Genomic DNA, 13976 nt, shown 5'->3' on the forward strand with positions numbered 1-13976 from the left:
GCTCATCGTATGCGGGAGCCGTGCGGGCGATCACGCCGACTCCGCCGTCGAAGGCGTCCGCCCGCGCCGGGACGCCGGTGCCCTCGCCGTCCGTCCCGTCCGGGGAACCTTCCGGCCGCCTCAGTCGTCCTTCCGCCTGTACCCCCGCAGCAGGAACCACGCGGTCAGCACAGAGCCCAGCACCATCACGATCAGAACGACCCGGAGCAGGTTTCCCGGCCCCTGCTGCTCGGCGGCGAGCGCGGCCTCGGCGAGCCGGGCGGTACGGGGGGTGTGCTCCATGGGGCGGCCTCTCCTTCGCTGTGCTGCCCGTCCACGGTATCTCCGCCTAGGCTGGGCTCTGCCTCGGGGGCACAAAAGGCCGCACAAGGGTCCGTAAGGGACCCCGCACACACGCATGGGGGAAGACATGTCCGACGGCCAGCAGCACACCGGGCACGAGAGCGTGCCGAGCCGGCAGCGCCGACGCTTCCCGGAGATCTCCTCACGCGCCTACGAGCATCCGGCCGATCGCAGCGCCCTGGTGGCGCTGCGCAAGCTGAGCGGCTTCGACACGGTCTTCAAGGCCCTCAGCGGCCTGCTGCCCGAGCGGAGCCTGAGGCTGCTGTTCCTGTCCGACTCCGTGCGCGTCTCGGACCGGCAGTTCCCCCACCTGAACGACATGCTGCGCGACGCCTGTCACATCCTGGACCTGGAGAAGGTCCCGCCGATGTACGTCACCCAGGACCCGAAGCCGAACGCGATGTGCATCGGCCTGGACGAGCCGATCATCGTCGTCACCACCGGCCTGGTGGAGCTGCTCGACGAGGAGGAGATGCGGGCGGTCGTCGGTCACGAGGTCGGGCACGCGCTGTCCGGGCACGCCGTCTACCGGACCGTGCTGCTCTTCCTCACCAGCCTCGCGGTCCGGGTCGCCTGGATCCCGCTCGGCAACGTCGCGGTCATGGCGATCGTGACCGCGCTGCGCGAGTGGTTCCGCAAGTCGGAACTGTCCGCCGACCGCGCGGGTCTCCTGGTCGGACAGGACCTGCAGGCCTCCCTGCGCGCCCTGATGAAGATCGCGGGCGGCGATCACCTGCACGAGATGAACGTCGACGCGTTCCTGGAGCAGGCCGACGAGTACGAGGCCGGGGGCGACCTGCGCGACTCCGTCCTGAAGATCCTGAACGTGCTGCCGCGCTCCCACCCGTTCACCACCGTGCGGGCCGCCGAGCTGAAGAAGTGGGCCGCCACCCGCGACTACCAGCGGCTCATGGACGGCCACTACCCGCGGCGCGGCGAGGACAGGGACACCTCCGTCCGGGACTCCTTGCGGGAATCGGCCTCCAGCTACGCCACGCACGTGCGCGGCTCCAAGGACCCGCTGATGAAGCTGGTGAACGACCTCGCGGGCGGCGCCGGGGACCTCGGCGAGCGGGTACGGCGCGGATTCGGCGGCTTCGCGGGCACCCAGCCGCGGTCGCCGAAGTCCTCCGGCGGACCGGAGGGGACCCCGGGAGCGGGGCCGGAGGATTCCGCGGGTCCTCGGGGCTCCGGCGACGGCGGGACGCCGGGCGGCCGGCCGGGCGACGGGCGCTGACCACCGGCCGGCCCGGCCTTCCACCGGACCTGCCGCCCGTCCTGCCGCCCGGGATCACGCGCGCCTCGGCACGTCCCCCGCGTCACACCCTCGGTTGCGCGCTCGCCGCCAGCGATCCGCACAGGGCCGTGGCGCCGTCCGTGGTGTAGGGGTCGGTGCCGGCCGGGGCGCCCGCCTCGGCGGTCCGGCCGGCGAGCAGCGGACGCAGGTGGTCCGCCGACTCCTCGGCGCAGGACAGCGGACCGGCCCGGACGGAGGAGACGACGAGTCGGGCCTGGCGCAGGCGCAGGTCCTCCCGGTCGAAGCGGAAGAGCAGTTCGCGCCGGACGGTGAACAGGGACGCCTCGGCCCGGTCCTCCCCGGCGGGCCGCAGCGCGTAGACGAAGACGTGGTCGGCGGTGACCTCCAGGGTGGAGGAGCCGGTCTCGGCGACCCCCAGGGTGCCGTGCGCCCGGACCCCGGGGTCGGCGAGCTCGGCGCGGGAGGGGTCGAAGCGCACCAGCCATCCGGTGGGCGCGTGCCGGCCGTCGGCGGCGGGGTCGCGGAGGCTCTCGTCGAACTGGTCGAGCTGGCCGGGGGCGAGCAGGACCCGCACGGAGCGCACCTGCCGGCCGCCGAGCACCTCCGGATCGAGCGCGGAGCGGACGATGTACTCCTTCGCGGTGGTCAGGGCGGTGCGGACCTGGTCGCCGGAGAAGTGCGCGGTCCGCTTGACCGCCGGGAGCGGGACGCCCTCGGCGCCGACGCGGAACCCCGCGGCGGGACTGTGAGCGAACAGGTGGGCGGGATCGGCGGCGCCGGGCACCCGGCCCTGCGGCACGAGCGGGACGACGGCCATGCGCAGCGGCTCGGCGGGCTCCCGGGCGGCGGGCCCCTGGTACGGGTGGCGCAGGCCCATGTAGATCGCGGTGCCGAAGGCGAGGGCGATCAGCACGACGAGGACGAGTGCCTGCCGGGGCAGCCCGGCCCGGCGCAGCGGCGGGCGGCGGCGCACGGCGGGCGCGTGGCCGGCCACGCGCTCCTGGGCGGAGTACTCCTGGAGGCGGGCAGCGCGGACGAACGACTCGTCGAAGACGACGGAGCGGTACTCGTCCTCGCCTCCCGAGGGGACGCCCCCGGGTGTCCCCTCGGGCGGGTCTCCAGGCCCTCCCATACCTTCAGAGTAGGTCGGCGCGAGCCCCGGTAAACGCCCCGCGCGCGCCCGGTCCGGCCGGTGCGCGACAGGTCGCCGCGGTGGCCCTCAAGGGCTGCGCGGGATCACCGGGACGGCCGGCTGGGAGTAGTCGGCGGAGGCCGAGGGGGTCGCCGCGGCGCCCTGCTCCGGGCGGGTCGAGACGGGCGGGGGGACCTGCTCCCGGCCGCTGCCCGAGGACGCGCCCCGGTAGACGGCCGTGAAGGCCAGCGCGACCATGCCGACGCCCATCACGAGGGCGAGCACCCAGGCGACGGGGCGGTGCCAGCGGACCTGCTTGCCGTACGCCCCCGGACGGCCGTAGGGGCCGCCCGGGGCGTCGGTGTCGTCGTCCGGGGGGTCGAGGCCGGGATCGGGGCCGAAGCCGCCGTACCCGTCGTCGTACCGCTCGCTCCTGGGCCGGCTCCGGCCGGCCTCCGTCTCGGAGGCCTCGGCTCTGGCCTGGGCGGCGGCCAGGAGACGTTCGACGGCGGTCGGCTCGTGCACCACGGCCGCCCGTACGAACGCCTCGTCGAAGACCACGGAGGCGAACTCTTCGTCCGGCGCTCCGCGGTCGTGGTCGCTGTCGGGCTCCCAACCGTCCCAGCCGTCAGGGAACGGCGTGCCCCCCACGTCCTCCGGCACGGATCCAGAGTAGACCTGAGGGGTCATTTTGGGCAGACGGTATGGAAATTCGTCCGGAGGGCGGGACGGCGCCTCTCCGGCGTGCCCGCGGCGGACGGGCACCCGCCCGCAGGCACGTGCGCCGCCGTCGGTCCGTGCGGCGCTCAGCGCCGTACGTGCCCGTCGCCGGTGACGATGTACTTGGTGCTGGTCAGCTCCGGCAGGCCCATCGGGCCCCGGGCGTGCAGCTTCTGCGTGGAGATGCCGATCTCGGCGCCGAAGCCGAACTGGCCGCCGTCGGTGAAGCGGGTGGAGGCGTTGACCGCGACCGTCGTGGAGTCGACCAGCTGGGTGAAGCGGCGGGCGGCCTGCTGGGAGGTGGTGACGATGGCCTCGGTGTGCCCGGAGCTCCACAGCCGGATGTGCTCGACGGCCTTGTCGAGGGAGTCGACGACCGCCGCGGCGATGTCGTACGACAGGTACTCCGTCTCCCAGTCCTCCGCCGTGGCCTCGACCACCGTCGCCCGGGAGCCCTTGGCGTAGGCCATCACGCGCTCGTCGGCGTGGACGGTGACGCCGGCGTCGGCGAGGGCGTCCAGGGCGCGGGGCAGGAACTCGGCGGCGATGTCCCGGTGGACCAGAAGGGTCTCGGCGGCGTTGCAGACGCTGACGCGCTGCGCCTTGGAGTTGATCAGGATGTCGACGGCGGTGTCGAGGTCGGCCGCCGCGTCGACGTAGACGTGGCAGTTGCCGGTGCCGGTCTCGATGACGGGGACGACGGACTCCTGGACGACCGTGTTGATCAGCGAGGCGCCGCCGCGCGGGATGAGCACGTCGACCAGGCCGCGGGCGCGCATCAGCTCGCGGACGCTCTCGCGGCTCTCGCCGGGGACGAGCTGCACGGCGTCGGCGGGCAGGCCGGCCCCGCCGACGGCGTCGCGGACGACCCGGACGAGCGCGGCGTTGGACCGGTACGCCGAGGAGGAGCCGCGCAGCAGGACCGCGTTGCCGGACTTCAGGCACAGGGCGGCGGCGTCGACCGTGACGTTGGGCCGGCCCTCGTAGACGATCCCGACCACGCCGAGCGGGACGCGGACCTGGCGCAGGTCGATGCCGTTGGGGAGGGTGGAGCCGCGGACCACCTCGCCGACCGGGTCGGGCAGCGCGACGACGTCCCGCACGTCGGCGGCGATGGCCCGCACCCGCTCCGGGGTCAGGGTGAGCCGGTCGATGACGGCCTCGCTGGTGCCGGCCCCGCGGGCCTTCGCCACGTCCTGGGCGTTGGCCTCGACGATCTCGCTCGTGCGGACCTCCAGGGCGTCCGCGATGGCGAGCAGCGCGTCGTCCTTGACGGCCCGCGGCAGCGGGGCGACATCGGCGGCGGCGGCCTTGGCGCGGTAGGCGGCCTGGGTGACCGGGGTCATCGAGTCGTACGGCGAGAGCGTGGTCATGGAGGAAGCGTAGTGCGCGCGCCGGGCCCGGCCGGCGGCCGTCCCACAGCGCGAGACGGGTTCAGAAGGGGTGCACGCCGGCAGGGGTCGCCGGTGCCGGACCGTATCCCGCGGCGACGCGCTGGTGGTAGGTCGCGCGGTCGATGACCTCCAGGCCGACGATCTCCCAGGGTGGCAGGCCCGCGCTCTGGCGGTGCTCGCCCCACAGGCGCAGCGCGACGGCGGCGGCGTCGTGCAGGTCGCGCGCCTCCTCCCAGTAGCGGATCTCGGCGTGGTCGTCGGCGTAGCGGCTGGTCAGCAGGAAGGGGTGGTCGTGCGCGAGCTGTTCCAGGGCACGCCGCACCTCCGGCAGCGGGGCGCGCGCGCCGGAGACGCTCAGGGTGACGTGCCACAGGCGCGGGAGGTCCGCCGGTTCCCCGCCCTCGAACCGGTCCCCCGCCGCCACGCTCGCCAGGGCGCGCTCCTCGCCGGCCGCGCGGGAGCCGGCACCACCGCGGGAGGTCGCCGTCCCCGGGCGCACTCGTCTCACGACGGCCTCCTTCGTGCACAGGTCGAACCGCGGATCGCGCGGACTGGTCGGGCTGGACGGCGTCGCGTGGAGCCGCCCCCCTGGACAAAGTTGAGCAGGCCGCACGGGCCCGTGGGGCGGTTTTGCGGAACGTAGACCACCGGTGCGGGGATGTTTCGACCCATTAAGGGTGCAGGATGACCAGATCGTCCCTGTGTACGACCTCGCGTTCGTACGCCGGTCCGAGCTCCCGGGCCAGCTCCCGCGTCGAGCGGCCGAGCAGCCGGGGGATCTCCTTGGCGTCGAAGTTGACCAGCCCGCGCGCCACCGCGCGCCCCTCGCCGTCCCGCAGTTCGACGGGGTCCCCGGCGCTGAACTCGCCCTCGACGGCGGCGACCCCGGCCGGCAGCAGCGAGGTGCGGCGCTCGACGACCGCGCGCACCGCCCCGTCGTCGAGGGTGAGCGCCCCCTGCGGGGTGGAGGCGTGCTGGAGCCACAGCAGCCGGTCGGCGGACCGCTTGCCGGTGGGGTGGAAGTAGGTGCCGGTGTCCCGGCCGGCCAGGGCGTCGGCGGCGTGGACGGCGCTGGTCAGCACCACGGGGATGCCGGCGGCGGCGGCGATGCGGGCCGCCTCGACCTTGGTGACCATGCCGCCGGTGCCCACCCCGGCCCTGCCGGCGCTGCCGATCTCGACGTGCGCGAGGTCCCCGGGCCCCCGCACCTCGGCGATCCGCGAGGTGCCCGGCCTGGCGGGGTCGCCGTCGTACACGCCGTCGACGTCGGAGAGCAGCACCAGCAGATCGGCGTGGACCAGGTGGGCGACGAGGGCGGCGAGGCGGTCGTTGTCGCCGAAGCGGATCTCGTCGGTGGCGACGGTGTCGTTCTCGTTGACGACCGGGAAGGCGCCCATGGCGAGGAGTTTGTCCAGGGTGCGCGAGGCGTTGCGGTGGTGGGCGCGGCGGCTCATGTCGTCGCTGGTGAGCAGCACTTGGCCGACGCGGACGCCGTAGCGGGCGAAGGAGGCGGTGTAGCGGGCCACGAGCAGGCCCTGGCCGACGCTGGCGGCGGCCTGCTGGCGGGCGAGGTCCCGCGGGCGGCGGCGCAGGCCCAGCGGTGCGAGGCCGGCGGCGATGGCGCCGGAGGAGACCAGCACGATCTCCCGTCCCTCGCCGCGCACCTTGGCGAGCACGTCGACGAGCGCGTCGACCCGGTCGGCGTCCAGGCCTCCCTCGGCGGTGGTCAGCGACGAGGAGCCGACCTTGACGACGATCCTGCGGGCCTCGTTCACGGCCTGCCTTGCCCCTGCCACCTGTGGTCCTTCCCCTCGCTCGCGGTCCGGCTGCCCGCCTCGCAATCTACGCGAGGCGGGCGCCCGGCCGCGCCTCCGTTCCGGTGGCCGGACGGCCGGCGGCGGGCCGTCCGCTCAGCCGCGCAGGTGCCGCCAGCCCCGCCAGGCCGACTGGATCATGTCGTCCAGGCCGTACCGCGCGGACCAGTCCAGCTCGCGCCGGATGCGGTCGGCGGACGCCACCACGCGGGCCGGGTCGCCGGGCCTGCGCTCCGCGACCACCGGCGCGATGTGCTCGTTGCCGGTGATCTTGAGGATGCGGTCGACCATCTCGCGCACGGAACTGCCCTCGCCGCGCCCGATGTTGAGGACGAGGGAGGTGCCGGCCTCGGCCTCGGTCAGGCGCCGGGCCGCCGCGAGGTGGGCGGAGGCGATGTCCTCGACGTGGATGTAGTCGCGCACGCAGGTGCCGTCCGGCGTGGCGTAGTCGTCGCCGAAGATGCGGGGGGCCTCGCCGGCCTCCAGGCGCTCGAAGACCATGGGGATGAGGTTGAAGACGCCGGCGTCGGCCAGCGCGGGCTCGGCGGCGCCCGCCACGTTGAAGTAGCGCAGCGCGGCGGCGCGGATGCCGTGCGCCCGGGCGGCGGCGGCGATCAGCCACTCGCCGGCCAGCTTGGTCTCGCCGTAGGGGCTCATCGGCGCGCAGGGGGTGTCCTCCGTGACGAGGTCCACGTCCGGCATGCCGTAGACGGCGGCGGAGGAGGAGAACACGAGCCTGCCGACGCCCGCGTCCGTCATGACCTCCAGGAGCGTCTGCAGGCCGGTGACGTTCTCCCGGTAGTAGTGGAGCGGACGCTCGACGGACTCGCCGACCTGCTTCTTGGCCGCGATGTGCACCACGCCTGTCACAGCATGGTCACGAATCGCCCGGGCGAGCAGGGGCGCGTCCAGCACGCTGCCGACGACCACCGGCACCCCCTCGGGCACCCGCTCGGCGCTGCCGGTGGACAGGTCGTCGTAGACGACGACGCGTTCACCGCCCGCCGCCATGGCGCGCACCACATGCGCGCCGATGTATCCGGCTCCGCCCGTGACCAACCAGCTCATCCTCGTGCCTCCCGGGTCGCTGTCACTGGGTGCAGACTCGTCCGTGGGCCCGGGAAAATCGAGTCGGGCATACAAGACATAAGGCAATAAAGGCCTTTATGGGCGCTTCACCATGGGCAAGTTCTCCCGTCACCGCGGAGCGGCCCATCCGCCCCCGCTTTTCCGGATTTTCCGGCACCCGCGGGCCTTCGAGGCCCCCGCTACCTCGCCCACGGAAACTTCATGTGAATCCTTTACGCTGATGCGGCGGCGCGCTCCAGGTCCCGCGCCCGGAGCGCGTTCCGGTCCCAGCCCGCGCCCCGCGGTCAGTCCTCGGAACAGGTTGTAAGGATGCCCAAACTCTCCCTCGTCGTCCCCGTGTACAAGGTGCAGGGCTATCTGCCCGAGTGCCTTGACTCCGTGCTCGGCCAGGACTACACGGACTTCGAGATCATCGCGGTCGACGACTGCTCGCCGGACGGGTCCGGGGCCATCCTCGACGAGTACGCGCGGCGGGACGCGCGGATCCATGTGATTCACCTCACGGAAAACGTCGGTCTGGGGCGCGCGCGAAACGCGGGACTGGAAAAGGCGCGAGGCGAATACGTGCTGTTCCTGGACAGCGACGACACGCTGTCCGACGGGGCCCTGACGGCGATATCCGAGCGGCTGGAAGCCACCTCGAACCCCGACATACTCATCTTCGACTACGCCCGCACCTACTGGGACGGCAGGGTCCGCCCCAACCAGCGCGCGGACCTGCTCGAACAGAGCGGACCGGACGTCTTCACCCTCGCCGAGCGCCCGCAGTTGCTCGGCCTGCTCCAGATCGTCTGGAACAAGGCCTACCGCCGCGACTTCATCGACCGCACCGGCCTCACCTTCCCGCCCGGGTACTACGAGGACGCCCCCTGGACCTTCTGCTCGCTGATCAGCGCCGAGCGGATCGCCCTGCTGAACCGGGTGTGCGTGCTGTACCGGCAGCGCCGCGAGGGCGGCAACATCCTCAAGACGGTCAGCCGCAAGCACTTCGACGTCTTCGACCAGTACCGCCGCGTCTTCGACTTCCTCGACGAGCACGAGGAACTCGACCGGTGGCGCGGACCGCTGTTCCGCAAGATGGTCGACCACTACCTGACCGTGCTGGAGCGCCCGGGCCGCCTGCCGCAGCAGGCCCGCGCGGAGTTCTTCCACCGCGCCTCCGCCGACTACCGCGCCCGCCTGCCCGAGGGCTTCCAGCGCCCGCCGGGCGGCCGCGGCCACAAGTACGCCCTGCTGGAGCGCGACGCGTACGCGGCCATGGTGAGCGCCTCCACCGCGGTGAAGCTGCGCCAGTCGGTCAGGAAGCGCACCCGTGCGGCGCTCATCCGGTCCAAGCGCGGCGCGATGGGCGTCCACTACCAGTCGCAGCTGCGGCTGCCGCTGGACGAGAACCTGGTGCTGTTCTCCGCCTACTGGAGCCGCAGCGTCTCCTGCAACCCCGCGGCCATCGACGCCGAACTGGCCCGTCTCGCCCCGCACATGCGCCGCGTGTGGGCCATCCGGCCGGACGCGGTGGACCAGGTGCCCGAGGGGGTGGAGTACGTCCGCGTCGGCTCGCGCGCGTACTGGACGGCCCTGGCGCGCGCCAAGTACCTCGTCAACAACGTGAACTTCGCCGACGCCGTGGTGAAGCGGGAGGGCCAGGTCCACCTCCAGACCCACCACGGCACGCCGCTGAAGACGATGGGCCTGGACCAGCAGAAGTACCCGGCCTCCACCCACATGGACTTCGCCAAACTCCTGGAGCGGTGCGACCGCTGGGACTACAGCATCAGCTCCAACCGCTTCTCCACCGCCGTCTGGGAGCGGGTCTACCCCTGCTCCTACGTCTCGCTGGAGACCGGCTACCCGCGCAACGACGTCCTGGTCACCGCCGGCGCCGAGGAGGTGCGCCAGGCCCGGAAGGCCCTCGGGCTCGCCGACGGCGCCAAGGCGTTCCTGTACATGCCGACCCACCGCGAGTACCAGCCCGGCTTCACCCCGGGCCTGGACCTGGCCCGGCTGGCCGACGAACTCGGCCCCGACGTCACCCTGATGCTGCGCGGCCACTACTTCTACGGCAGCTCCCCGCACATCGCCGAACTGCGCCGCAGCGGCCGGATCGTCGACGTGTCCGGGCACCCGCGCGTGGAGGAGCTGTACCTCGCCGCCGACGCGCTGATCACCGACTACTCCTCGGCGATGTTCGACTACGCCGTCCTGGACCGTCCGATCATCGTCTACGCGCCCGACTGGGACATCTACTCGGCCGTGCGCGGCACCTACTTCGACCTCCTTGAGGAGCCGCCCGGCGCGGTGGCCACCTCGCAGGCCGAGCTGATCAGGCTGCTCGGGTCGGGTGACTACGACAGCCGGGACGCGGCCGGGCGCCGGGACGCCTTCCGCCGGCGCTTCTGCGAATTCGACGACGGGCACGCAGCCGAACGCGTGGTCCGGCGCGTCTTCCTCGGCGACAGGACCCCGCTGCCCTTCGTCCCGTTCGACGAACGCCCCCACGCCCCGACCCCCGCCCAGGCGCTCGAACCGGTCGAGCGGGCCTGACCCCCGAAAGGAGATCCACCAAGCCATGGCCCCTCGGCTCAGTGTCATCGTCCCCATCTACGACGTCGAGCGCTATCTGCCGGCCTGCCTGGACTCGCTGGCCGCCCAGACCTTCCGCGACCTCGAGGTCCTGATGGTCGACGACGGCTCCCCCGACGACTCCGCCGCCATAGCCGCCGCGTACGCCGAACGCGACCCGCGCTTCAAGCTGATACGCAAGGAGAACGGCGGTCTGGGCGCCGCCCGCAACACGGGCATCGCGCACGTGTCCCCGCAGGCGGAGTACGTCACCTTCGTCGACAGCGACGACCTGATCCCGCCGGACGCCTACCGGCTGATGGTGAACAGCCTCGACGAGTCCGGCTCGGACTTCGCCACCGGCAACGTCTTCCACCTCAAGGGCGAGAAGACCTGGCAGGTGCCCCTGCTGAGGATGCTCGCCGGCGAGGCCCGCCGCGCCACCCACATCTCCCGCTACGGCAAGCTGGTCGCCGACCGGATCGCCTGCAACAAGGTGTTCCGCCGCACCTTCTGGGAGAAGCACGGTTTCGCCTTCCCCGAGGGCCGCCTGTACGAGGACACGCCCGTCACCATGCGGGCCCACTACCTCGCCGACGCCGTCGACGTCATCTCCGAACCCTGCTACTACTGGCGGCTGCGCGAGGGCGAGTCCGCCCCCTCCATCACCCAGCGCCGCACCGACCCGGCCGGTGTCCGCGACCGCGTCACCTCCGTGCTGGAGATCAGCGCCTTCCTGGCCGAGCAGCCCGGCGAGACGTTCGCCCGGCTCAAGGAGGAGTACGACACCCGCGTCCTCAAGGACGACCTGCGGCTGTTCCTCAACGTGGTGCCCGACGGCGACGAGGAGTACCGCGCCGAGTTCCTGCGCTCGGCCAACCGCTTCCTGGACCGCATCGACCCCAAGATCGTCATGGCGCTGCCCGCCCAGCTGCGCGTGCAGTGGCTGCTGGTGCGCAAGCACAAGCTGGACGAGCTGATCACCCTGCTCGCCGGCCAGCGGCGCAAGGAGGCCGTCGAGGTCAGCGGTCTGGTCCGCAAGTACGCCTCCTTCCCCTCGCTGGCCGACGCCGACCTGGACTTCCCGCGCAAGGCGCTGCGCATCGACCAGGACCTGCGGATGCGCGCCCCGCTGCAGGAGGTGACCTGGTCCGAGGGCAAGCTCGTGCTGTCCGGCAACGCCTGGATCGACAAGATCGACCTGGCGTCGAAGCACTCCTCGGTGAAGGTGCTGCAACTGCGCAAGGACAAGTCCCGCCGCCGCATCCTGCTGCCCGCCCGCAACGTCCACCGCCCCGAGTGCACCACCGACTCCGGCCAGGACCGCTACAACTACGACTGGGCCGGCTGGGAGGTCACCATCGACCCGGCGCGGCTGCGCAAGGGCGGCGAGTGGCAGGAGGGCCTGTGGCACGTGGGCCTCGGCCTGTACGCCTCCGGCCTGGTGCGCCGCGCCGCCGTGCAGTCCAGCGGCGGCGCCGCCTGCAACTTCCCCCCGTACCACTGGCTGAGCCCCGACTTCCGGCTGCTGCCCTCCGTCGAGCGCGGCGCGCTCAAGATCCGCATCGAGCGGGTCCGGGCGCTGATCACCGGGCGCACCGTGGAGGGCGACCGGATCGTGGTCACCGGTGAGATCCGGGTGCCCCTCGCCGCCGACGAGAACGTGGTGCTGCGGGTGCGCAACCAGAAGGGCGCCGACGTCCACGAGTACCCGGTGACCGTGACCGACGAGGACGGCACCCAGCGGTTCTCGGTGGAGGTCCCGGTGGCCGACGTGGCGCTGGTGTTCCACGACGGCGTCGACGCCAAGGCGCAGCCGGAGAACCGCACCTGGTCCACCGCGCTGATCGCCCGGGACCCGCAGGGCGCCGAGCGCCAGTTCGGCACCGTGCTCCAGGAGGGCCTGCCCGACGCCCGCTTCAACCTGCCCGCCTCGCTGGGCGAGCGGGCCGAGCTGTGCGAGCTGGCCATCGTCGCGGGGCACACCGGCTACCTGAAGTTCGCCGGCCGCACCCGCCGCGCCACGATCGACCGGGTGGGCGTCGAGGACGGCCGCATCACCATCGCCGCGCACACCGACCCCCGGCTCACCGGCGCCCGGTTCCTGCTCAAGCCCCGCAACCGCTTCGAGGAGCGCTTCGTCGAGGCCCGCTGGTCCGAGGACGGCCGCTTCGAGGTCGCCTTCGACCCGTCGACCCTCGGCGGCGGGGGCAACGTGCCGCTGCGCGCGGGCCGCTGGAACCTGTGGCTGCGCCCGGAGGACGGCGCGCCCGACGTGCCCTTCGTCACCGACCGGCTGGCGGCGGACCAGTTCCCGCTGCGCGCCGAACTGAACGGGCGCCGCTACTGGCTGGAGAACCGCTGGGCCGACTTCCCGCAGCTCAACTGCCGCTCGGAGCTGAGCGACCTGGAGCGCGGCCCGTTCCGGCAGAAGCAGCTCCGCTGCGAGCTGTACCAGCCCCTGCGCCGGCAGCCCCTGCGCGACCAGGTCTTCTACCTCAGCTACAACGGCAAGCAGTTCTCCGACAGCCCGAAAGCGATGTACCAGGAGCTGGTCCGCCGCGGCTCGGACCTCAAGCACCTGTGGGCGGTCCGCGACGGGCAGGTCGTCCTGCCCGAGGGCGTCGAGCGGGTGCGGATGTGGGGCACCGAGTGGTACGAGGCGCTCGCCACCAGCCGTTACATCGTCACCAACGGCCACCTGCCGGACTGGATCGAGCGGCGCCCGGGCCAGGTCATCGTGCAGACCTGGCACGGCACGATGCTGAAGAAGATCGGCCACGACATCGACACGCTGCACTTCGACCGCCGCTACCAGGAGAAGCTGGCGCTGGAGGCGAAGCAGTGGAGCCTGGTGGTCTCCTCCAACCGCTTCAGCACGCCCATCCTCAAGCGCGCCTTCTCCTACGACGGCGAGATCCTGGAGGCGGGCTACCCGCGCAACGACTACCTGTACTCCCCCGACAAGGACCGCATCGCCGAGCGCGTGAAGAAGCAGCTCGGCCTGCCCGAGGGGAAGAAGGTCGTCCTGTACGCGCCGACCTGGCGGGACGACCTGGCGCACAGCGCCGGCCAGTACCTGTTCGACCTGCGGATCGACCTGGAGGACGCGCAGCGGCGGCTCGGCGACGACCACGTGCTGCTCATCCGCCGCCACTCCAACGTCGTCGACGCGGTGCCCGGCGCCGGCAACGGGTTCGTGTGGGACGTGTCGGAGTACCCGGACATCGCGGACCTCTACCTCGCCGCCGACGTCATGATCACGGACTACTCGTCGGTCATGTTCGACTACGCCCACCTGCGGCGGCCGATGCTGTTCTTCACCTACGACCTGGAGCACTACCGGGACACGCTGCGCGGGTTCTACTTCGACTTCGAGCAGGACTCGCCCGGTCCGCTGATCTCCACGTCCAAGGAACTGGTCGACGCGCTGCGCGACATCGACCGGGTGTCGGCCGAGTACCGGGAGCGCTTCGAGCGCTTCCACCACCTGTTCTGCGACCTGGACGACGGCAACGCCTCGGCGCGGGTCGTGGACCGGATGCTGGAGCAGAGCCGGGAGCTGTGACCGCCCCGCGGCGCCGAACGAACGGGCCGGGCCCCGCAGGACGTTTCCTGCGGGGCCCGGCCCGTCGTCGCGGTGCCGCGGCGCCGGGCGCGCCGCGGCG

At 72.6% G+C, this 13976-nt stretch carries 10 protein-coding genes; 3 read left to right on the plus strand and 7 right to left on the minus strand.

Annotated elements, in window-relative coordinates; translation table 11 throughout:
* Nucleotides 1-120: 120 nt before the first annotated feature.
* Nucleotides 121-282: a hypothetical protein gene (locus tag ACSU6Z_RS09220; protein ID WP_437044465.1), complete on the minus strand. Its 162-nt coding sequence runs from the start codon at nt 280-282 to the stop codon at nt 121-123.
* A 127-nt stretch (nt 283-409) separates the two neighbouring features.
* Here ACSU6Z_RS09220 and ACSU6Z_RS09225 point away from each other — a divergent pair, with 127 nt between their 5' ends.
* Nucleotides 410-1579 carry a M48 family metallopeptidase gene (locus tag ACSU6Z_RS09225; RefSeq protein WP_437044466.1) on the plus strand — a complete coding sequence of 390 codons (1170 nt, stop codon included), beginning with the start codon at nt 410-412 and terminating at the stop codon, nt 1577-1579.
* Nucleotides 1580-1661: 82 nt separating this feature from the next.
* Here ACSU6Z_RS09225 and ACSU6Z_RS09230 read toward each other — a convergent pair whose 3' ends face one another.
* The 6 genes from ACSU6Z_RS09230 to galE all read right to left on the minus strand — a co-directional run bounded on the left by ACSU6Z_RS09230 (nt 1662) and on the right by galE (nt 7728).
* Nucleotides 1662-2732 carry a hypothetical protein gene (locus ACSU6Z_RS09230; RefSeq protein ID WP_437044467.1) on the minus strand — a complete coding sequence of 357 codons (1071 nt, stop codon included), beginning with the start codon at nt 2730-2732 and terminating at the stop codon, nt 1662-1664.
* Between the two features lie 87 nt (nt 2733-2819).
* Nucleotides 2820-3422, minus strand: a complete 603-nt coding sequence (locus tag ACSU6Z_RS09235; RefSeq protein WP_437044469.1) for a hypothetical protein — start codon at nt 3420-3422, stop codon at nt 2820-2822.
* A gap of 116 nt (nt 3423-3538) precedes the next feature.
* A complete protein-coding gene (locus tag ACSU6Z_RS09240) occupies nt 3539-4825 on the minus strand; it encodes a glutamate-5-semialdehyde dehydrogenase (protein WP_437044470.1) in 1287 nt (428 codons plus the stop codon).
* Nucleotides 4826-4886: 61 nt separating this feature from the next.
* Nucleotides 4887-5345, minus strand: a complete 459-nt coding sequence (locus ACSU6Z_RS09245; RefSeq protein WP_437050241.1) for a hypothetical protein — start codon at nt 5343-5345, stop codon at nt 4887-4889.
* A 172-nt stretch (nt 5346-5517) separates the two neighbouring features.
* Nucleotides 5518-6642, minus strand: coding sequence for a glutamate 5-kinase (gene proB / locus ACSU6Z_RS09250; protein ID WP_437044472.1), 1125 nt, complete (start codon nt 6640-6642; stop codon nt 5518-5520).
* 114 nt (nt 6643-6756) lie between these two features.
* Nucleotides 6757-7728 (minus strand): UDP-glucose 4-epimerase GalE, encoded by a 972-nt coding sequence (gene galE / locus ACSU6Z_RS09255; protein WP_437044473.1) that lies wholly within the window; start codon nt 7726-7728, stop codon nt 6757-6759.
* A gap of 330 nt (nt 7729-8058) precedes the next feature.
* Here galE and ACSU6Z_RS09260 point away from each other — a divergent pair, with 330 nt between their 5' ends.
* Nucleotides 8059-10290 (plus strand): bifunctional glycosyltransferase/CDP-glycerol:glycerophosphate glycerophosphotransferase, encoded by a 2232-nt coding sequence (locus tag ACSU6Z_RS09260; RefSeq protein ID WP_437044474.1) that lies wholly within the window; start codon nt 8059-8061, stop codon nt 10288-10290.
* Between the two features lie 25 nt (nt 10291-10315).
* Nucleotides 10316-13876, plus strand: coding sequence for a bifunctional glycosyltransferase/CDP-glycerol:glycerophosphate glycerophosphotransferase (locus ACSU6Z_RS09265; RefSeq protein WP_437044475.1), 3561 nt, complete (start codon nt 10316-10318; stop codon nt 13874-13876).
* Nucleotides 13877-13976: the final 100 nt, after the last annotated feature.

Origin of the sequence: Streptomyces sp. enrichment culture (genome assembly GCF_964273145.1) — a bacterium.
Lineage (GTDB): Bacteria > Actinomycetota > Actinomycetes > Streptomycetales > Streptomycetaceae > Streptomyces.